The 20644-nt window shown below is 61.4% G+C and carries 17 protein-coding genes; 12 read left to right on the forward strand and 5 right to left on the reverse strand.

The window, feature by feature from the left end:
- The first annotated feature begins 217 nt into the window (after positions 1 to 217).
- Positions 218 to 799 (forward strand): D-sedoheptulose 7-phosphate isomerase, encoded by a 582-nt coding sequence (gene lpcA, locus BRD58_RS04130; RefSeq protein ID WP_012847647.1) that lies wholly within the window; start codon positions 218 to 220, stop codon positions 797 to 799.
- Positions 800 to 843: 44 nt separating this feature from the next.
- A complete protein-coding gene (locus BRD58_RS04135) occupies positions 844 to 1611 on the forward strand; it encodes a class II glutamine amidotransferase (RefSeq protein WP_012847648.1) in 768 nt (255 codons plus the stop codon).
- Here BRD58_RS04135 and dpaA read toward each other — a convergent pair.
- A complete protein-coding gene (gene dpaA, locus BRD58_RS04140; protein ID WP_012847649.1) occupies positions 1582 to 2304 on the reverse strand; it encodes a peptidoglycan meso-diaminopimelic acid protein amidase in 723 nt (240 codons plus the stop codon). The two genes, BRD58_RS04135 and dpaA, sit on opposite strands and share 30 nt — an antisense overlap.
- 308 nt (positions 2305 to 2612) lie before the next feature.
- Here dpaA and BRD58_RS04145 point away from each other — a divergent pair, with 308 nt between their 5' ends.
- Entirely contained in the window at positions 2613 to 3659 is a 1047-nt protein-coding gene (locus BRD58_RS04145; RefSeq protein WP_012847650.1) for an FAD:protein FMN transferase, read from the forward strand.
- 65 nt (positions 3660 to 3724) lie between these two features.
- Here BRD58_RS04145 and gadC (BRD58_RS04150) read toward each other — a convergent pair whose 3' ends face one another.
- The 3 genes from gadC (BRD58_RS04150) to BRD58_RS04160 form a co-directional block, all read right to left on the reverse strand.
- On the reverse strand, positions 3725 to 5179 hold the full coding sequence (gene gadC, locus BRD58_RS04150; protein WP_073381625.1) for a putative glutamine/gamma-aminobutyrate antiporter GadC: 1455 nt from the start codon (positions 5177 to 5179) through the stop codon (positions 3725 to 3727).
- A 51-nt stretch (positions 5180 to 5230) separates the two neighbouring features.
- On the reverse strand, positions 5231 to 6682 hold the full coding sequence (gadC, locus tag BRD58_RS04155; protein WP_012847652.1) for a putative glutamine/gamma-aminobutyrate antiporter GadC: 1452 nt from the start codon (positions 6680 to 6682) through the stop codon (positions 5231 to 5233).
- A 169-nt stretch (positions 6683 to 6851) separates the two neighbouring features.
- Complete coding sequence (locus BRD58_RS04160; RefSeq protein WP_012847653.1) at positions 6852 to 8564, reverse strand: pyridoxal phosphate-dependent decarboxylase family protein; 1713 nt, start codon at positions 8562 to 8564, stop codon at positions 6852 to 6854.
- A gap of 723 nt (positions 8565 to 9287) precedes the next feature.
- Between BRD58_RS04160 and dinB the strand changes: the two genes are divergently transcribed.
- The 4 genes from dinB (at position 9288) to blc (ending at position 13724) form a co-directional block, all read left to right on the forward strand.
- On the forward strand, positions 9288 to 10346 hold the full coding sequence (gene dinB / locus BRD58_RS04165; protein ID WP_034168818.1) for a DNA polymerase IV: 1059 nt from the start codon (positions 9288 to 9290) through the stop codon (positions 10344 to 10346).
- 99 nt (positions 10347 to 10445) lie between these two features.
- Positions 10446 to 11699: a peptidase T gene (gene pepT / locus BRD58_RS04170; protein ID WP_012847656.1), complete on the forward strand. Its 1254-nt coding sequence runs from the start codon at positions 10446 to 10448 to the stop codon at positions 11697 to 11699.
- Positions 11696 to 13057, forward strand: coding sequence for a C4-dicarboxylate transporter DcuC (gene dcuC / locus BRD58_RS04175; protein WP_012847657.1), 1362 nt, complete (start codon positions 11696 to 11698; stop codon positions 13055 to 13057). The genes pepT and dcuC overlap by 4 nt, the downstream gene beginning before the upstream one ends.
- A 133-nt stretch (positions 13058 to 13190) precedes the next feature.
- Positions 13191 to 13724 (forward strand): outer membrane lipoprotein Blc, encoded by a 534-nt coding sequence (gene blc, locus BRD58_RS04180; protein ID WP_073381628.1) that lies wholly within the window; start codon positions 13191 to 13193, stop codon positions 13722 to 13724.
- An 88-nt stretch (positions 13725 to 13812) separates the two neighbouring features.
- Here the strand turns inward: blc and pepD are convergent, their stop codons facing one another.
- The gene (gene pepD / locus BRD58_RS04185; protein WP_073381631.1) at positions 13813 to 15273 is read right to left on the reverse strand and encodes a beta-Ala-His dipeptidase; all 1461 of its coding nucleotides are present in this window, start codon (positions 15271 to 15273) and stop codon (positions 13813 to 13815) included.
- A 393-nt stretch (positions 15274 to 15666) separates the two neighbouring features.
- Here pepD and gpt point away from each other — a divergent pair, with 393 nt between their 5' ends.
- The 5 genes from gpt to proA all read left to right on the forward strand — a co-directional run bounded on the left by gpt (position 15667) and on the right by proA (position 20602).
- On the forward strand, positions 15667 to 16125 hold the full coding sequence (gene gpt, locus BRD58_RS04190; RefSeq protein ID WP_012847660.1) for a xanthine phosphoribosyltransferase: 459 nt from the start codon (positions 15667 to 15669) through the stop codon (positions 16123 to 16125).
- Between the two features lie 184 nt (positions 16126 to 16309).
- Positions 16310 to 17575, forward strand: coding sequence for an esterase FrsA (frsA, locus tag BRD58_RS04195; RefSeq protein WP_015461027.1), 1266 nt, complete (start codon positions 16310 to 16312; stop codon positions 17573 to 17575).
- 61 nt (positions 17576 to 17636) lie between these two features.
- On the forward strand, positions 17637 to 18038 hold the full coding sequence (crl, locus tag BRD58_RS04200; protein ID WP_012847662.1) for a sigma factor-binding protein Crl: 402 nt from the start codon (positions 17637 to 17639) through the stop codon (positions 18036 to 18038).
- A gap of 194 nt (positions 18039 to 18232) precedes the next feature.
- Positions 18233 to 19339: a glutamate 5-kinase gene (gene proB, locus BRD58_RS04205; protein WP_012847663.1), complete on the forward strand. Its 1107-nt coding sequence runs from the start codon at positions 18233 to 18235 to the stop codon at positions 19337 to 19339.
- A gap of 9 nt (positions 19340 to 19348) precedes the next feature.
- Positions 19349 to 20602 (forward strand): glutamate-5-semialdehyde dehydrogenase, encoded by a 1254-nt coding sequence (proA, locus tag BRD58_RS04210; protein WP_012847664.1) that lies wholly within the window; start codon positions 19349 to 19351, stop codon positions 20600 to 20602.
- The last annotated feature ends 42 nt before the right edge of the window (positions 20603 to 20644 follow it).

Below are 20644 nucleotides of genomic sequence, written 5' to 3' on the forward strand. Positions count from 1 at the left end.
CGGCGTCGCCTTCTGCGGCGCCGTCGACCGTCTCCTTTCTCGCTGCGCCGCCGGCCCGCTCCCCGCGGGGCGGTATTTTGTTCGAATATAATCATTTTTCGTTCGAAAAAGAAAATAGCGCCGCGGCGGGAAAGCGCGCCCGCCTTGCTTCTCGTCGCCTGGTCAATCCGTTACACTGCAGGGGTATCCGTATTGAACTCATTGACGAGGCGTGCCCATGTATCAAGATCTGATTCGTAGCGAGCTGAACGAAGCGGCGCAGACACTGAATAATTTCCTGGCCGACGAGGCCAACATCCTGGCCATCCAGCGGGCAGCGCAGCTGCTGGCTGCCTCTTTTAAGGCCGGCGGTAAGGTACTCTCCTGCGGCAACGGCGGCTCCCACTGCGATGCGATGCACTTTGCCGAGGAGCTGACCGGGCGCTATCGGGAGAATCGCCCCGGGTATCCGGCGATCGCCATCTCCGATCCCAGCCATCTCTCCTGTGTCAGCAACGACTTCGGCTATGACTATGTCTTTTCGCGCTACGTCGAGGCCGTTGGGCGTGAAGGGGACGTGCTGCTGGGGATCTCGACGTCGGGCAACTCCGGCAACATCATCAAGGCCATCGAGGCCGCGCGCGCCAAGGGGATGCAGGTGATCACCCTGACCGGGAAAGACGGCGGCAAGATGGCCGGCAGCGCCGACGTGGAGATCCGGGTGCCGCACTTCGGCTACGCCGATCGTATCCAGGAGATCCACATCAAGGCGATCCATATTATGATTCAACTGATCGAAAAAGAGATGGCGTCAGCCTGACGGCGATGGGGCAGGCGGCGCCTGTCCCGCGATAAGGAGCGGGAATGTGTGAACTGCTGGGCATGAGCGCCAACGTGCCGACGGATATCTGCTTTAGCTTTACCGCGCTGGCGCTGCGCGGTGGCCGTACCGGTCCACACAAGGATGGCTGGGGGATCACCTTTTACGAGGGGAAAGGCTGTCGGACCTTTAAAGATCCGCAGCCCAGCCACAGCTCACCGATAGCCCGCCTGGTGCGCGAGTACCCGATCAAATCCTGCGCCGTCGTCTCCCATGTGCGTCAGGCTAACCGGGGGGCCGTCTCGTTAGAGAATACCCACCCGTTTACCCGCGAGCTGTGGGGGCGTAACTGGACTTTCGCCCATAACGGACAGCTTGAGGGCTATCTGTCGCTGCCGACGGGGAGGTATTGCCCGGTAGGGCAGACCGATAGCGAATACGCCTTTTGCTGGCTGCTGCATCGATTGCAGGAGCGCTATCCGACGGAGCCCGAGAGTGCCGCGGAATTGTTCCGCTTTATCGCCGACTGCGCCGATGCGCTGCGCGAGCGTGGGGTGTTCAACATGCTGCTGTCGGACGGCCGCTATGTGATGGCCTACTGCAGCACCCATCTGCACTGGATCACCCGGCGCGCGCCGTTTGGCAAGGCGACGCTGGTGGATGAGGATGTGGCGATCGATTTTCAGGCCGAAACGACGCCGAACGACGTCGTTTCGGTGATTGCGACCCAGCCGCTGACCTGCGATGAGTCCTGGCAGCGCATCGCGCCGGGGGAGTATGTCCTATTCTGCCTGGGTGAACGCCAGGCGTGACGGCGCATCGCTGCCCGGCAGCGGGCCGTTGACCACGTAGCGGCCATCCTGCACGTTGACCTGCGGCGGCAGCGCGTGCTGGGCAAAGTACTGATAGCCCGGCTGCAGCTGGCGCCAGAAGCCGATGTAGCTGGAGTTACGGTGGCGCTGCATGTTCTTGTCGGTCATCCGGAACGGATAGATATTGATATTGACCAGCGTCTGGCCGCGGCGGAATGCGCTCTGCACATAGCGGTAAATTTCCGAGATGCCGTCGTTGGTCATGGCATAGCAGCCGACCGACACGCAGTCACCGTGGATCATCAGGTATTTACCGGAATAGCCGTGGGACTGATCGAAGCTGTTCGGATAGCCGATGTTGATGGCCTGATAATAGCGGCTATCGGGCTTCAGATGACGGGCGTCGATTTGGTAGAAGCCCTCCGGGCTCTTAAAGTCCCCTTCGGTGCGCTTGGGGCCCAGACCGCCGGAAAACTTACAGATCGGGAAGCTTTTTACCAGCTGGTATTTGTCCTGTACTTTGGCATACAGCTCCAGCTGACGCTCTTCCTTGAAGATTTGAATATAGACCTGCGATCCCAGCAGACTATTGACGCCGCTGCGCGGCGCAGTACCGGACTCACTGGCGGACGATTTGCACGCCGCCAGCGGCAATGCTAGGCATATCGCCAGCATGGCAACTATCTTACCCATTTAAGACCCTGTCAAAGAGAGTAATACCAAGAATTTTTAGGATAAGGTCGATTGACGCTCCCCAAAGTGGGCACAGTGTAATCCAGAGCCGAAGGGCATCGTGAGCGATTTTTTTTGTTCACGATGAGGAAAGCGATGCGGCGGCGTCTCACGCCCTTTTTTTATAACCAGAGGTGTGAATTCCGCCCGCTGATTATATCTATTTTACAGGATTGGACGCCGACGGGGCCTTGTCCCCATAATGTGCGCCATTGATAAATTGATAAACGGTGCGCCGCGTAGCGCACCCCGTAAGACAGGCAATAGGCATGATGAAACATCAATCAACCGGACGCGGGCTGATGGCCCGCTTTCTCGCGCTGCTGACGGCGGCGCTGCTGCTGAGCGGCTGCGGCCCGACCCAGGTGGATCTCGCCGGGAAAACCATGGGCACCTACTATGCGGTTAAATATGTCGGCGTGGACGGCGCTCCGGCGCCGACGGTGGTTCAGGCGGAGATCGACCGTCGCCTGGAGCGGGTCAACGATCAGATGTCCACCTATCGCCCCGGCTCGGAGCTGAGCCGCTTTAACCAGAGCCGGACGGTGGACGTGCCGTTCCCGGTGTCGGCGGACACGGCGCGGGTGGTGAAAGAGGCGCTGCGTATCAACAAGCTGACGGACGGCGCGCTGGATGTCACCGTGGGGCCGCTGGTCAATCTGTGGGGATTCGGCCCGGAGGGGCGCCCGGATCGTGAGCCTGCGGCGGCGCAGATAGCGCAGCGTCGCGCCTGGGTCGGCATTCAGCACCTGTCGCTGCAGGGCAACGCTCTGGTGAAGGACATTCCCCAGCTGTACGTTGACCTGTCGGCGATCGCCAAGGGGTATGGGGTAGACGTCGTCGCCGAATATCTGCAGTCGTTGCATATTGAGAACTATATGGTCGATATCGGCGGTGAGGTGCGTACCCAAGGGCATAACGGAGAGGGCGTGCCGTGGCGTATCGCCATCGAAAAACCCTCGATCGATGCCCAGCAGCGGGTGCAGACGATCATCCAACCGGGGCAGATGGCGATCGCGACCTCCGGTGACTACCGCAACTATTTTGAGCAGGATGGCCAGCGCTTTTCCCACGAGATTGACCCCAATACCGGACGTCCGGTCACGCACCGTCTGGCCTCGATCACCGTGCTGGCGCCGACCTGTATGACCGCCGATGGCCTGTCCACCGGGCTGTTTGTCATGGGACCGGAGCGTGCCATGGCGCTGGCCAATCAGATGAATATTCCCATCTATATGATCGTCAAGGGTGAACACGGCTTTGAGGAGCGAGCCTCGGCGGCCTTTGACGCCTATCGGGCGCCGAGTAAACCCTAGCCACGGCGTCATATCCACGGGAGCCGACGCCGCGGCGCGGCTCCCCCGTCGTGCGCGCTGTCCGCCTAGACGCCGGCATGGGGCTGGCCGTGGTGCGCCGCGCTGCGCTGAGCGTAGGCGTGCAGCAGCAGGGGCAGCGCCACAAAGGCGGCGGTGCCGACCAGCAGCAGCAGGACGTAGCGCGCCGGTGAGCCGACCGGGATCTGATCCGGCGGGATAAAGCTCAGCACAAAGGCCAGCAGGGCGGCGACCAGCCCGACGCCGGCCACCAGCCAAACCCCTGCGTTACCGCCGGGGATCCGGTAGGGGCGCGGCGTATTGGGCTGGGTATAGCGCAGGGAGATCACCGCCGCAAACATCAGGATATACATCAGCAGATAGAGAATAGCGGCCAGCTGGCCCAGGATTTGAAACGCCGCCTGCACAGACGGCAGGCAGACCAGCATGATCGCCATCAGGGTAACGATAGCGCCCTGCAGCAGCAGGATATTGCGCTGTACGCCGCGGCGGTTGCTCTGCTGCAGCAGCGACGGCAGATATCCCTCTCGCCCCACCTCGAACAGGCCGCGCGATGGCCCGGCGACGATCACCGTGACCTGCCCCAGCACCCCGACGGCGACCATCAGCGCGACCACGTGGCCGAGCCAGGGGACACCGAGCGAGCTAAACAGCAGGTCATAGGCCACCAGCAGGCTCTGCACCAGATTGATCCGATCGGCGGGGATCAGTGCGCTGATGGTCAGCGTACCCAGTACCAGTACCACCACGGTCAGCAGCGCACTGATCCCGATAGCCAGCGGATAGTTACGCGATGCGTTGTTCAGCTCGCGGACGTGGACGGCGTTGATCTCCATCCCGGAGTAAAACAGAAAGACGCTGGCGGCCAGCACCAGGTTATGCAGATGGGTAATGTTGGGGAACAGAGCGCCCCATCCCAGGGTAAAGTGCACCGGATTACCGCGGGCGATGTAGAGTATGCCGCAGCCGATCAGGATCGCCGCCGGGATCAGGGTCCCGATCATCCCGGCGATGGCGCTGATGCGTGACGCCGAGCGGACGCCGTGCAGGTTAATCCAGGTCGCCAGCCAATAGACGACCAGCACGATGGCCAGCGTATAGAATGCGTTGGAGGCCAGATGGGCGTCGGCGCCGGGGAAGGGCAGCGCGTAGGCCAGCGCGACGGCGGTAAAGATCAGCATGGTGGGAAAGCAGATGGTGGTTGCCAGCCACTGTAGAAAGATGGCCAGCAGGCCATAGCGATCGCCAAAGGCCTGGCCTATCCAGCGAAAAACCCCGCCTTTCTGTGGCCAGCCGGTGGCCAGCTCGGCGGCGCACAGGGAGACCGGCACCAGGAAGCACAGGGCGGCAAACAGATAGAGAAAGACGGCGGCCAGCCCGTACTCGGCCTCTGCCGCCAGTCCGCGCAGGCTGACCACGGTGGTAATGTTCATCATGGCGAAGGTGCCAGCCCCTAGGCTCACCGCCGCCAGCGCAGGCTTGCTGCTCGATTGCGAATTCATGATAAGGCACTCACGCGTAAAGGGCCGCACGAGGCGGCCCGGGTGTGGCGGTTACTGCCGATCGGCGTTGGCCGGTTGCCAAGAGGGCTTGCGGCAGGCGTAGACAATCAGCGGAATAACGAAGAAGCAGACCGATCCGATCATCAGGATCAGGATATAGCTGCCCGGATTACCGACCGGGATCTGGGAGGGGGGAATGAAGCTGAGGACGAAAGCCACCAGAGAGCCGATAAAGCCGGCGCCCGCGATGATCCACATCCCCACCGCGCCGCCGGGAACCCGATACGGACGCGGCGTATTGGGCTCTTTATAGCGCAGGTAAATCGCGGCGGCGAACATCATGATGTACATCAGCAGATAGAGAATGGTCGCCAGCTGTCCCAGGATCTGATAGGCGGACTGCACGGAGGGCAGCACCACCAGCAGAACGGAGATGATGCTGACCACGATGCCCTGGAAGATCAGAATGTGCTGCTGCACGCCGTGGCGGTTGGTCTTCTGTAAAAAGGGCGGCAGATAGCCGGAGCGGCCGACCTGCAGCAGACCGGTGGACGGGCCCGCGACGATGGCGGTAATTTGCCCCAGCACCCCGAACGCCAGCATGGCGGCTAGAACCTCGCCCAGCCAGTGCAGACCAAAGTGGTCGAACAGCGCGTTATAGGCGATGAGCAGGCTCTGCACCAGGTTGATTTGCTGCTTGGGGATCAGGGTGGCGATACACAGGGTGCCGAAGACAAAGATAACGACGGTGGCGACCGCGGCGCTGATGATGGCCAGCGGATAGTTGTGCGACGGGTTGTCCACTTCGACCACGTGGACGGCGTTGATCTCCATCCCGCCGAAGAACAGGAAGATACTGGAGGCCAGCACCAGATTGTTCAGGTTGGTCAGATCGGGGAAGAAGTCGGCGGCGCGCGCCACAAAGTGCACCGGATTACCGCTGAGGACGTACACCAGCGTCAGCACCATCAGGATGATGGCCGGGATGATGGTCCCGATAAGCCCGCCTAGCGTCGCCAGCTTGGCGGAGGATTTAATCCCGCGCAGGGCGACCAGGGTGGCCAGCCAGTAGACCAGCAGCAGGATCACCACGGTATACAGCCGGTTGGCGGCCAGGTGGGAGTCGGCGTCGGGGTGCGGCCCGATAAAGGCCAGCGACACGGCGGCGAAGATCAGCACCGTAGGAAACCAAATGGTGGTCGCCACCCACTGTAGATAGATAGCGACAAACCCCCAGCGGTGGCCAAAGGCTTCACCGATCCAGCGGAAGACGCCGCCTTTCTGCGGCCAGCCGGTCGCCAGCTCGGCGGCAACCAGTGAAACGGGAATTAAAAAGAAAACGGCGGCAAAAAGATAATAGAAGGCCGATGTAATGCCATACTCAGCTTCGGATGGCAGACCACGTAAACTGACCACCGTGGTGATATTCATTATTGCCAGCGTCACAATGCTGAGCTTGGCGGAAGGTTTCCCTTGCGTCGTGGAGTCCGATGTGGAGGCCATAAATGCTCCTTGATAAAACCTGATTTATGCGTGTTTCATGGGTCAGCTAGGCGAAAATAAAGAGGCATATAGGCCGGGATAACCCGGCCTGTGCATATATTGATGGCGGTGTCCCGCAGCGGGGTATGCGCATCGATGTGATGCCCCGTCACGGGACAGCCGCGTGGCATTATTTAATGCCAAGCACCTCATTACGTGCGGCAGTGACGCAGTCTACAACGTGCTGCATAATTTCATGAGTTAAATGAACATTCATCGGATACACTTTCAGAGCAAATACGGTTGCATCCGGGTCGTGCGCGTCGCGGTTATATTCAGTTACGCGGAAGCCGGTGCTGAAGCTCATATACGGAGTATATTGTCCGTTGATTTTCTTACCGCTGCGGAACCACTCGTAAAGTTTATTACCGACGTCCATGGTCAATTTGTTATTGGCGATCAGCTGAGATTTATAGGCCGGGTCACTCAGCTCATGCTGATATTGTTGATGCGCCATAACACCTTCCGGATAAATACGGAACAGCGTTACCAAGCTGTAGTCATCGGGGTTGACGCAGACGGTCGCGGCATTTTCATGCAGCAGGTTACGCAGGTAATACTGGTTCTCCAGAATCCCGCCCATGATGGCTTGGAAGCCCTCATAGCCAAAGTATTTCATCGTAGCCCAGCCCGCCAGCGCGCCGGTCGCCGCACGGGAGACCTCCAGCGTGTAGTCCAGCGGGTTGTACGGGGAGCGCGGCTGCAGATAGGCGGAGCCCGGACGTTTCAGGATGCTTTCAAACTCTTCCGCGTTGCGGTAGGTGAAGCAGCTGCTGGCGTAGGGGGTAAAGCCGGCTTTATGGAAGTCAAAGCCGATGGCGTCAGCGTATTTCATCTCCTGCAGCGCGCGGCAGTTGGCCTCGATGAACGGCAGCAGCTCTTCGGTGAACTGCAGCGGGTTCTTGGCAAAATCATATTTCTTAAAGGCCAGCCATGACCAGCTGGTAACGGCGTCGCAGTACAGCAGGGCCTTGCCGTAGGGGGCGGCGTTAGGATATTGATCCAGCAGCTTACGTACTCCGCCCACCGGGTCAAAGGCGTTGGCGTCGGTGGTCCCCATGGTACATACCACGGAGGCTACCGGGATTTTCTTGGCCTGCAGCGATTTCAGCACCGCTTCCAGGTCGTTCAGATCCATCGCGTTGGTGTCAGGATCGGTCTTGATGCGGATGATGTTGTCCATCCCCAGGCCCATCCAGTCGGTGCTGTTCAGCATCGTGTAGTGCGCCTGCTGAGAGCACAGCACCTTGGCATCGGTACGAACGCCGCTGTGGCGGGAGTTCGGCAATACGCGGGTCAGCGCATACTTAACATGGTAAGTCCAGCAGCCTGAGCCGCCGTAGGTGTACAGGCAGCCGGCGTGTTTGGCGTCCCAGCCGACCATGTTGGCCAGCATCCCGGCGCTTTCCAACTCGGCGCGGTGAACGTTCCAGGAGTATTCACCTTCCAAAATGTTCGGAGAGAAAATTTCTGACATCACGGCCGCGATAATCGAGGCGGTATTCGCCTGCGGGATCACGTTACACATGGTCAGCGGGTGGCCCCAGTTAGGCAGCCCTTCAAACAGAGCGCTGGTCTCAGCAATGACCTGGTCGCTGCTGCTCATTTTATCGGCCATTTCAATGTCTTTGACTTTATCGAAATCGATAGTCAAAGCCGGATTCTGTCCCAAATAGGCGGGGCCGCCGTCGGCAGGACGTAGCTTATTCAGCTGTTCAATGGCTTTGGCTATCGATTTGGTTAAAGGATCATGATCGTCACTGAATGCAGACGGAAATGCAGAACGCATCTCTTCGCGGTATTTTGTCCACTGTTTGTCATTATTACAGTTACACGTTTTCATTTTTAATGTCCTTGATATGGTCTCTATCACGTCAGTGATAAGCCGCAGACCCATTTTCCTGTGGCATGGCATCACAGCGAAAAGGAAAACGGCTATGGAAATGTCAGCAAACTCTATATTGCATGTATTAACTCTGTTTTCTGGAAACAAAAATATCGGCTGTATTAAAACAGCATGTAGTAATGTGCTGAACGCGCCGGTTAAAATAAGTCGTGCTTGCTCAGCTAACGTTTTTAATTCTAGCACCGCATATGCAGTCATCATGAAATAAAGAGTGTAAACACGACAAAAAGCCGATTGCGACGTAAAGCGAGCTGATCCTTTTATAATACAAATGAAACTATGCCGTAAGTGTACTATTGCGTGATGGTCATCCCAATTGTGGCGCAATATCATGACTATGCAAATCCTGTGCCTGAATATTTAAATGCTTTTGATTGCTAATTTCGAATGAAACAGAGTGGGTGACATATGAAACATTATGCAATGGTTGTTTTTAATTATTATGAATGATAATTGTGCAGAGGGTATTTTACGCGCGCTGAATATCACTCCGCTGTAATTAAAACGTGCGTAGAGTTTAACGGCGTCATTATTTACGAACGGACGGGAACGGTTTTCCCGGCGGACTCTGTCCGACGTCGCCGTCGCGATAGCACGGCGGTTGAATCGCCCTAATTGTGCTGTATACTCATACAGTATAATGGAGGCGTGGGCAGGCTGATGCGTAAGATCATTCACATCGATATGGACTGTTTTTTTGCGGCGGTCGAGATGCGGGATTTTCCGGCGCTGCGCGAGGTGCCGCTGGCCATCGGCGGCAGCGGCGAGCGGCGCGGGGTGATCAGCACCGCCAACTATGCGGCGCGGCGCTACGGTGTCCGCAGCGCCATGCCGACGGCGCAGGCCCTGAAGCTGTGTCCCCATCTGACGCTGCGTCCGGGGCGGATGGCGGTGTATAAGGGCGTTTCTGCCGAGATCCAACGCATCTTTCACCGTTACACCCCGCTGGTCGAGCCGCTGTCGCTGGATGAGGCCTATCTGGACGTCAGCGACTGCCCGCTGCACCACGGTTCGGCCACGCTGATAGCCCGGCAGATCCGCGCCGATATCGCCGCCGAGCTGCGGCTAACGGCCTCGGCCGGCGTCGCTCCGCTGAAGTTTCTGGCGAAAATCGCCTCTGACATCAACAAACCCAACGGCCAATATGTGATCCCGCCGGAGCAGGTCGATGCCTTTGTTCTGGCTCTGCCGCTGGCGAAGATCCCCGGCGTGGGAAAGGTGACCGCCGCGCGCTTGGCCGAGCTGGGGCTGCATACCTGCGCCGACGTGCGCGCCTACGATCTGGCCACGCTGCTGCGCCGCTTCGGCAAGTTTGGCCGCGTGCTGTGGGAGCGCAGCCTGGGGCGCGATGAGCGTGAGATCAATCCCACTCGGCAGCGCAAATCGGTTGGCGTGGAGAAGACGCTGGCGCAGGACATCGACGACTGGGCGGCATGTCGTCAGCTGATCGAGCAGCTGTATCCCGAGCTGGAGCGGCGTCTGGCCCGGGTTCAGCCGGATCTGCGCATTGCCCGCCAGGGGGTAAAGCTCAAGTTTGCCGACTTTCAGCTGACTACGCAGGAGCACGTTTACCCCTATCTGGATCGGGACGACCTGCTGGCGGTGGCGCGGCAGGCGTGGGATTTGCGTCGCGCCGGACGCGGCGTGCGCTTGGTGGGGCTGCATGTGATGCTGCCCGACCCCGGGCAGCAGAAGCAGCTGTCGCTGGATATTCTTTGAGCCGGACGTGGCTTTATCACCGTTCTTGCGGGCGCTTCAAACTTTTATGACACCTTTGCTTTTATAATTCCGGCGGTTGACCCTAAAGGAATCTAAGTAATGGATATTATTGACCGTTTTATTAGTTACACCCAAATTAATACCACCACCGATCGTGAAAAAGGGGCCCAGGGCATCATGCCGTCGTCGCCGGGCCAGCGGGTGCTGGCGCAGCGTCTGGGAGAGGAGCTGCGCGCGCTCGGCCTGCAGGAGGTGCAGGTCAGGGAGAATGCCATCGTCACCGCGACGCTACCGGCTAACTGCGATCGCCCGCTGCCGACGGTTGCCTTTTTTGCCCATCTGGACACCAGCGCCGAGCAGAGCGCCGATACCCACGCTCAGGTGCTGCCTTACCACGGCGGCGATCTGTGCCTGAACGCCGAGCGGCAGATCTTTCTGCGCCAGAGCGCGTTTCCCGAGCTGGCCGACTACGTTGGCGATGATCTGATCGTGACCGACGGCACCAGCCTGCTGGGGGCGGACGACAAAGCGGCCATCGCCGCCATCATGAACGCCCTGCAGCACCTGCAGGCCAACCCGCAGATTGCCCACGGCCCGGTCAAGGTGGGCTTTGTCCCGGACGAAGAGCAGGGGCTGCGCGGCGCCAAGGCATTTGATACCGAGTCCTTCGGCGCCGACTTCGCCTATACCCTGGACTGCTGCGGCATCGGTGAGCTGGTGTGTGAAAACTGGAACGCCGGCGATGTCGAAGTGATCTTTACCGGCGCCTCGGCGCACCCGATGTCGGCCAAGGGCAAGCTGAAGAACTCGCTGCTGATGGCCCACAAGTTCATCGCCATGCTGCCGCCGGGCGAGGCGCCGGAGTACACCGAAGGGCGCGAGGGTTACTACTGGGTGAAGCAGCTGTCGGGCAACAGCGCGCGTACCGTGCTCAAGCTGGATATCCGCGATTTTACCGAAGCAGGTTATCGCCAGCGCATGGCATTTATCCGCCAGCTGGCGCAGAGCTGCGAGGCGCTGTGGGGCGAGGGGAGCGTAGTGGCCCACCTCGCTGACCGCTATGCCAACGTGGCTAACAGCCTGCAGGGCGCCGCGAGCTTCCCGGTGGAGATCGCCCTGCGCGCCTACCGGCGCTGCGGTATTACCCCGCGCCCGGTGCCGATGCGCGGCGGCTATGACGGCGCGGTGCTGTCGCAGAAGGGGTTGCCCTGTCCCAACCTGTTTACCGGCGCGCATAACTTTCACTCCATCTATGAGTATCTGCCGGTGAAATCCCTGCGGGCGGCCAGCGAGGTGGTGGTGGCGGCGATCGTTGAGACCCACGCCCACTTCAGCGCAGAGGAGACAGCATGATCCAGGTGATTATCGCGCTGCTGGTGATCGTGGCGGTAGCCCGCCTGATCCTGCGCGGCTATAAGGCGGAGCCGGTGCTGCTGGTGGCCGGCCTGCTGCTGATGTTCTGTACCCAGCTGGCGGGCTGGGGCAGCGTGTTGCCCAAAGGGGTGGCCACGACCGGGATCGCGGCGCTCGACCCCTTTGAGGTGATGCGCGATCTGTTCAGCACCCGGGCGGCGGATCTGGGGCTGATGATCATGGCGCTGATGGGCTTTGCCCACTATATGGATCACATCGGCGCCAACGAGGCGGTGGTGCGGGTGGTGACCCGCCCGCTGCGTCGCCTGCAGTCGCCCTATACCCTGCTGTTCTTCTCTTACCTGCTGGCCAGTCTGCTGCAGCTGGCGATTCCGTCGGCCACCGGCCTGGCGGTATTGCTGATGGGCACCATGTTTCCCATCATGCTGGGGCTCGGGCTGTCCGCCGCGTCGGCGGCGGGGGTGATCGCGACGTCGCTCGGGGTAGCCTATACCCCGACGGCGATCGACGCCATCCGCGGCGCCAAGGCCGTTGAGATGGATGTGGTGGAGTATGTGCTGTACCACCAAGGGCCCGCGGCGCTGGCGACGGTGCTGGTGGTGGGCATTTGCCATGTCTTCTGGCAGCGTCACTGCGATCGGCGCGCCGGTACGCTGCCGCAGGCGGCGGTGCGGCAGCAGGAGGACACGCCCGCCCGCTCGCCCGCCTTTTACGCGCTGCTGCCGATGCTGCCGATTCTGATGGCGGTCGGCTCCTCCAAGCTGTTTGTCAGCGGTATCAACCTGAATATCGTCACCATCGTGATGATCGCCATGGCGATCTGCATGCTGATCGAACTGCTGCGCCTGCGCGACTTCAAGTCGGTGTGCGATGGGTTTAGCCACTTTCTGAAAGGGATGGGGCAGGCGTTTGCCGGCGTGGTCGGGCTGCTGGTGGCCGCCGGGGTCTTTGCGCACGGCATCAAGGTGATCGGCGCCATCGATCAGGTGATCCTGCTGGCCGAACACGTCGGGCTGCCCCCCTTCGCCATGGCCATTGTCTTTGCGCTGGTGACCTTCGCCGCCGCGATTATCATGGGATCGGGCAATGCGCCTTTCCTGGCTTTTGTGGAGCTGATCCCGCAGATCGCCAGCAGTATGGGCGCCAACGCGGTGGCGATGATCCTGCCGATGCAGCAGGCCTCCCATATGGGGCGCGCGCTGTCGCCAGTCTCCGGGGTGGTGATCGCCGTCTCCAGCGGCGCCAAGCTTTCGCCCTTTGAGGTGGTGCGGCGTACCTCGGTGCCGCTGATCGCGGGCTTTATCTTCCATACGGCGCTGATCGGCCTGTTCTACTGAGTATTGGCGTGATGCGCTAGGCGTGAACACGCTCGGTGCGATGAGGCCGCAGAGTGAAGACTGCGGCCTCTTTTTTTGCCCGCCGTAAAGCGGACTACACTGAGATTATCCGTGAGTGAGGAGGAGAGAGCCGATGAAAGCGTGGCCCGTGCTGTGCGCCGTCCCCCTGGCGCTGTTGTTGGCGGCCTGCCGCTCGCCGACCCCGCCGCGCGGCGTCGAGCCGCTGCGGGGGTTTGATGTCGCGCGTTATCTGGGGACCTGGTATGAGGTCGCCCGTCTGGACAACCGCTTTGAGCGCGGGCTGGAGCAGGTGAGCGCCCACTATGCCTTACGCGAGGATGGCGGCATCAGCGTACTCAACCGCGGTTACGACGCGCAGCGTCGGCGCTGGCGTCAGAGTCAGGGCAAAGCCTACTTTATCGACGCGCCGACGACGGCAGCGCTGAAGGTCTCTTTCTTTGGGCCATTTTACGGCGGCTACAACGTGATCGCGCTGGACGATGACTACCGCTATGCGCTGGTCTGTGGGCCAAACCACCGCTACCTGTGGATCCTGTCGCGAACGCCGACGCTGCCGCCCGCGGTCAGGCAGGCGTATATCCGCCGGGCAGATGCGCTCGGGTTTGCGGTTGAGCAGCTGCGGTGGGCCGATGCGGTAGGCCGATGAATCGATAAAAAAATCCGCGCGCCCGAGGGCGTGCGGATGAGGCGTGATTCGCCGCGTCGTTCGTCGCGCGGCGTTCGTCAGCGCGGGATCAGGCTTTTTCCGGGATCGCCTTCAGCAGGGCGGTCAGCAGCTGCCAGTAGCGGCCAACGCTCGGGATGTTGACCTGCTCGTCCGGCGAGTGCGGCCCGGTGATGGTCGGCCCAATGGAGACCATATCCATCAGCGGATAGGGTTTCTTGAACAGACCACACTCCAGACCGGCGTGGATCACCATGATGTTCGGCAGGGTGCCGAACAGCTTGTGGTAGGTGTCGCGCACCAGGTGCATCACCGGGGAGCTGGCGTCCGGCTCCCAGCCCGGGTAGCTGCCCTTGGCCTCTACGCGGGCGCCGGCCAGCGCGCCCAGCGAGGTCAGCTGGCTTACCACGGCGTCTTTACCGCTTTCGTTCAGGGAGCGGATCAGGCAGATAATCTGCGCCTCGCTCTCCGCCGTGGTGACTACGCCCAGGTTAAGCGAGGTTTCCACCACGCCCTTGACCTCGTCGCTCATGCGGATCACCCCGTTCGGCGTGCTGTTCAGCAGCGCGATAAAGCGGGACTGGCTGGCGGCGTCCAGCGGCAGCAGCGCGCTCTGCGCCGCGTCGACCGTGACGCGCGGGCTCTTCTCAACGGCGCTCAGGTCGTTTGCGACGATCGACTGGAAGTGCTGCGCCAGCGCCTGCAGACGATCGAGGTTTGCCGCCGGCAGCGCCAGGGTGGCGAAGGCTTCACGCGGGATGGCGTTACGCAGGGTGCCGCCGTTGATGTCCAGCACCCGGGCGCCCAGCTCGTCGGCGTGACCGGCCAGGAAGCGGCCCAGCAGCTTGTTGGCGTTGCCCAGCCCCAGGTGGATGTCGCCGCCGGAGTGGCCGCCCTTCAGCCCTTTGATGCCGAGACGAACCACGCTCAGACCGGCCGGCATCGCTTCACGCTGCAGCGTCAGGCTGGTGATCACGTCGATACCGCCGGCGCAGCCCATGTAGACTTCGCCTTCCTCTTCGGAGTCAGTGTTGATCAGGACTTCACCCTGTAGCCAGTTAGGCTGAAGGCCGAAGGCGCCGTCCATGCCGACTTCCTCGGTCATGGTCAGCAGCACTTCCAGCGGGCCGTGAACCACGCTGTCATCGGCCAGCACCGCCAGCGCAGAGGCCATGCCGATGCCGTTATCGGCGCCTAGGGTGGTGCCGCGCGCTTTAACCCAATCACCGTCGATATAGACCTGAATGGGATCGCGGGTAAAATCGTGGTCGGTGTCGTTATTCTTCTGCGGAACCATGTCCAGGTGTGCCTGCAGCACCACCGGAATGCGTTTTTCCATGCCGCGGCTGGCCGGTTTACGCAGCAGGATGTTGCCTACCGCGTCGCGCTCGGCGTGGATCCCTTTTTGGCTGGCCCAGGTCATGATGTGGGCGGCCAGCGCTTCTTCGTGGTAGGAGGGATGCGGAATGGCGCAGATATCGGCAAAGATCTGCCACAGCGGCTGTGGCGACAGTTGAGACACTTCAGACACGTTAAGTCTCCTGATATACGGTTGTGCTGTGAGGGTGCATGCCCGAGTCGGTGTCATGCGATCAAACGCGGGCGTAATAGGTTGCGCACCGCCGCTGGCCGCAGACAATATGCGCGGCACAGCCAGATTTTCAGAGAATACCACCATATTGACCCGGTGGGGCAGGCTTTGACATCAATTTGCCCCCGAGAGGCCGGCTTTGGCATCTATTGGGCAGGCTGCGGGGGGCGCACAGGCGCACTCAAGCACAATTAGCGCGAGCGCGGCGGCGCTTTGACATCACGGGACTGGTTTTTATCGTGACAGGTCACTATAATCTCGCGCAACCTTTTTTCCCCCCGACTAATTTATAAGCCATTTAACAGATTGTTATCATTGGCTGGGATACGTTTTATGAGCGAAAAATACGTTGTGACCTGGGACGTGCTGCAGATGCATGCGCGTAAACTGGCTGCCCGCCTGCTGCCCGCCGAACGCTGGACCGGGATCATCGCGGTAAGCCGCGGCGGTCTGGTGCCTGCGGCCCTGCTGGCGCGTGAGCTGGGTATCCGCCACGTGGATACCGTCTGCATCTCCAGCTATGACCATGACAACCAGCGTGAGCTCAAGGTGCTGAAGTGCGCCGAGGGCGACGGTGAAGGGTTTATCGTGGTAGACGATCTGGTCGATACCGGCGGCACCGCCAAGGCCATTCGCGACATGTATCCCAAGGCGCACTTCGTGACCCTTTTCGCTAAACCGGCCGGCCGTCCGCTGGTGGACGACTACGTGGTCGATATCCCGCAGAACACCTGGATCGAGCAGCCGTGGGATATGGGCGTCAGCTTTGTTGAGCCCCTGAGCAGCCGTTAATTCGTCTGCGGTTTTCCCTCCAGCGCCCGGCATGATGCCGGGCGCTGTTGTTTTTGGCGTACGTCCTGCGTTGCCAATTTCCCTTCGGCTCGGCATGATAAATGGTGCTGCCGTACCGCCTATAATGACAGGGCTGCCCGGCAGTTTTCGTTAGCAACCTGTCTATGGAGGCCGTCGTTCCGCTATGAGCGAAATCAACCAACCCCGCGCCAACCTGTCGGAAACGCTGTTTAAACCGCGTTTTAAACACCGCGAAACGTCCACGCTGGTCAATCGCGTCGCCGGCGCGACTCTCCCCGGCATCAACAGCGCGCTGGATGGCCGTTCGCAGGCAAACTGGTATCGCATTATTAACCGGGTTATGTGGGCCTGGCGCGGCGCCGATCCGCTGGAGGTCGAAATGGTGCTGGCGCGCATTGCCGCCAGCGACGCCGAGCGCAGCGATGATCGGCTGCTGGACACCGTGGTGGGCTACCGCAGCGGCAACTGGATCTATGAGTGGTCTCATCAGGCGATGACGTGGCAGCAGCGCGCGCAGCAGGAGCCGCAGGAGCAGCGCGCCGGAGAGATGTGGCTGCAGGCGGCCAATCTGTACAGCATTGCCGCCTACCCGCACCTGAAAGGGGACGATCTGGCCGAGCAGGCCGAGGCGCTGGCCAACCGGGCCTACGGCGAGGCCGCCCGCCTGTTGAAATATGAGCTGAGAGAGCTGACCTTCAGCGTGCCCGGCGGCAAGGCGATTACCGGGTTTCTGCACCTGCCGGACGGCGGCGAGGCGGGGCCCTATCCCACCGTGCTGCTGTGCGGCGGCCTCGATATGCTGCAGAGCGACTGCCACCGCCTGTTTCGCGACTACCTGGCGCCGGCCGGAATGGCCATGCTGACCATCGATATGCCGTCGGTAGGCCTCTCATCCCACTATACCCTGTCGCAGGACTCCAGCCGCCTGCACCAGGCGGTGCTGCAGCAGATGGCCGATCTGCCCTGGGTTGACAGCACGCGGATTTCGGCGCTGGGCTTCCGCTTTGGCGCCAACGTGGCGGTGCGCCTGGCCTACCTGGAGCCACGCCGCCTGCGCGCCGTCGCCTGCCTGGGACCGGTGGTGCACCATCTGCTGTGCGACGGCAACCTTCATCAGCGGGTGCCGCCGATGTATATCGACGTGCTGGCCAGCCGCCTGGGCATGGCGTCGGTGTCCGATGCCGCGCTGCTGACGGAGCTGCGCTGCTACTCGCTGAAGACCCAGGGGCTGCTGGGGCGCCGCTGCCCAACGCCGATGCTGGCGGCCTATTGGGATCGCGATCCGTTCTGCCCGCGCCAAGAGGCGCAGCTGATCGCCAACTCCTCCGCGCAGGGGGAGCTGCTGGCGGTCTCCTCGTCGCCGCTGTACCAAGGGTTCGATCGTGCGCTACGTCAGATTTGTGAATGGTTCAAGAAGCACTCATATTAATTTAATTGCTTAATTTGGCGGTTTTGTTAAAAGAGGGTAACCGTAATAAGGAGATTGCTTAATGACATTACCCCAAGGCTACCCCAAAGGACGATTGATCAAAAAATTCATGGCGCTGGGACCTTACCTGCGCGCCGATCAGTGTGCTGACAACCGTTTTTTCTTTGACTGCCTGGCCGTATGCGTCAACGTTAAGCCGGACCCGGAGAAGCGCGAATTCTGGGGCTGGTGGCTGGATCTACAGGCCGAGGGCGAGCGTTTTCACTACCGCTATGCGCTGGGGCTATACGATAAAGCCGGACGCTGGCAGACGCTGGAGATCGCCGACCAACAGGTGAGTGAGCGCCTGCTGCAGACCCTGACCACTTTCCACGGCAATCTGCAGCGCCTGCTGGATACCCTTTCGATGTCGCTGCACCCCGCCGACGACGACTCCCTGCGGCTGAGCCGCGCCGAACGCTGATTTGGATCATACGCAGCGCCTTTTCACCGGCTTTGCGTATGCTTTTACACCCCACCTGTTGGCATAATGGGCTACGCCTGATAAAAATGCAGGCGGGGTAAGGCGGCGCCCGCGGGCGTCCGCCGCCTCCACATTAGCGTGCCGGGAACCACGGTTCCTCTCTTTATTCTGTGAAAACACAACGGTTATAGAACATGACGAGTGGCAGTCAGACCCTGGTGGTAAAACTGGGCACCAGCGTGTTGACCGGCGGCTCCCGCCGCCTCAACCGCGCCCATATCGTAGAATTGGTCCGTCAGTGTGCCCAGCAGCACGCCGCGGGACACCGTATTGTGATAGTGACCTCCGGGGCGATCGCCGCCGGGCGCGAGCACTTGGGCTACCCGGATCTGCCGGCGACCATCGCCTCTAAGCAGCTGCTGGCGGCGGTGGGGCAGAGTAGCCTGATCCAGCTGTGGCAGCAGCTGTTCGCCATCTACGGCATCCATATTGGCCAGGTGCTGCTGACCCGTGCCGATATGGAGGATCGTGAACGCTTTCTCAACGCCCGCGATACCCTGCACGCCCTGATGGACAACCGTATCATTCCGGTGATCAACGAAAACGACGCGGTCGCCACGGCGGAGATCAAGGTGGGCGACAACGACAATCTGTCGGCGCTGGCGGCGATCCTGGCCGGGGCCAACAAACTGCTGCTGCTGACCGATCAGGCCGGGCTATTTACCGCCGATCCGCGCCATAACCCGGCGGCAGAGCTGATCCGTGAAGTGACCGGGATCGATGATGCGCTGCGCGGCATCGCCGGCGACAGCGTCTCTGGGCTGGGCACCGGCGGCATGACCACCAAGCTGCAGGCCGCCGACGTGGCCTGCCGCGCCGGTATCGAGGTGGTTATCGCCGCGGGCAGTCGCCCCGGCGTGATCGGCGAGGTTATCGACGGCGTCTCCGTCGGCACCCGCTTTCATCCCCTGCAGACGCCGCTGGAAAACCGCAAACGCTGGATCTTTGGCGCCCCGCCGGCCGGTGAAATCGTGGTGGACGACGGCGCGCTGGAGGCGATCGTCACCCGCGGCAGCTCGCTGCTGCCCAAGGGGATCCGCGAAGTGAGCGGTGACTTTTCTCGCGGTGAGGTGGTGCGTATCCGCACGCTGGACGGGCGCGATCTGGCGCACGGCGTCTCCCGCTACAATAGCGATGCGCTGCGCATGATTGCCGGCCACCATTCGCTGCAAATCAGTGCGATCCTCGGCTATGAATATGGCCCGGTAGCCGTACATCGTGACGATATGATCGTTAGCTAAGGAGCCATCATGCTAGAAGAGATGGGAAAGGCCGCCAAACGGGCCTCATATCAGCTGGCGCTGCTGAGCAGCGCGCAGAAAAACCGGGCGCTGGCGCTGATCGCCGACTGCCTGCAGCAGGACAGCGCGGCCATTTTACAGGCCAACGCAGAAGACGTCGCCCAGGCGCGCGCGGATGGCCTGAGCGACGCGATGCTGGATCGCCTGCTGCTGACCGAATCCCGCCTGGCGGCGATCGCCGACGACGTCCGTCAGGTATGCAGCCTGCACGATCCGGTCGGCGAGATCATCGATGGCCGCCAGCTGGACAGCGGCCTGACGCTGCAGCGCCGCCGCGTTCCCCTGGGGGTGATCGGGGTTATCTATGAAGCGCGCCCCAACGTCACGGTGGATGTCGCCTCGCTGTGCCTGAAGACCGGTAACGCGGTGATCCTGCGCGGTGGTAAAGAGACCTGGCGCACCAACCGGGCGACGGTGGCGGCGATCCGCCGGGCGCTGGAGCAGGCCTGCCTGCCGCAGGACGCGGTGCAGGTGATCGAGAGCCCGGATCGGGCGCTGGTCAGCGAGCTGCTGCGCCTGGATCGCTATGTCGACATGCTGATTCCGCGCGGCGGCGCCGGGCTGCACCGCCTGTGCCGCGAGCAGGCGACGATCCCGGTGATCACCGGCGGTATCGGCGTTTGCCATATCTATGTCGATCGCGGCATGGAGATCGACGCGGCGCTGACGATTATCACCAACGCCAAGACCCAGCGCCCCAGCACCTGCAATACGGTAGAGACGCTGTTGGTCAACGCCGCCATCGCCCCCGCCTTTATGCCGGCGCTCAGCGCGCAGATGAAGCGCGCCGGCGTGACCCTGCACGCCTGTCCGCGCGCGCTGCCGCTGCTGCAGGACGGCCCGGCGACGACGGTTGCGCTGGATCTGGCCGCGCTGGACGATGAGTGGCTATCGCTGGATCTCAGCGTGGTGCTGGTGGACGACCTTGATGGCGCCATCGATCATATTCGTCTCCACGGCACCCAGCACTCGGACGCCATCCTGACCCGCGATATGCGCGCGGCCGAACGCTTTGTGAATAGCGTGGATTCGGCGGCGGTGTACGTCAACGCTAGCACCCGCTTCACCGACGGCGGCCAGTTTGGCCTGGGGGCAGAGGTCGCGGTGAGCACCCAGAAGCTGCATGCGCGCGGCCCGATGGGGCTGGAGGCGCTGACCACCTATAAGTGGATCGGCTACGGCGACGATCTGGTGCGCGCCTGATCGCGTTGCAACGGCTCACTATATCGGTGAGCCGTTGCATTC

The organism is Edwardsiella piscicida, from assembly GCF_001896205.1.
GTDB classification, from domain to species: domain Bacteria; phylum Pseudomonadota; class Gammaproteobacteria; order Enterobacterales; family Enterobacteriaceae; genus Edwardsiella; species Edwardsiella piscicida.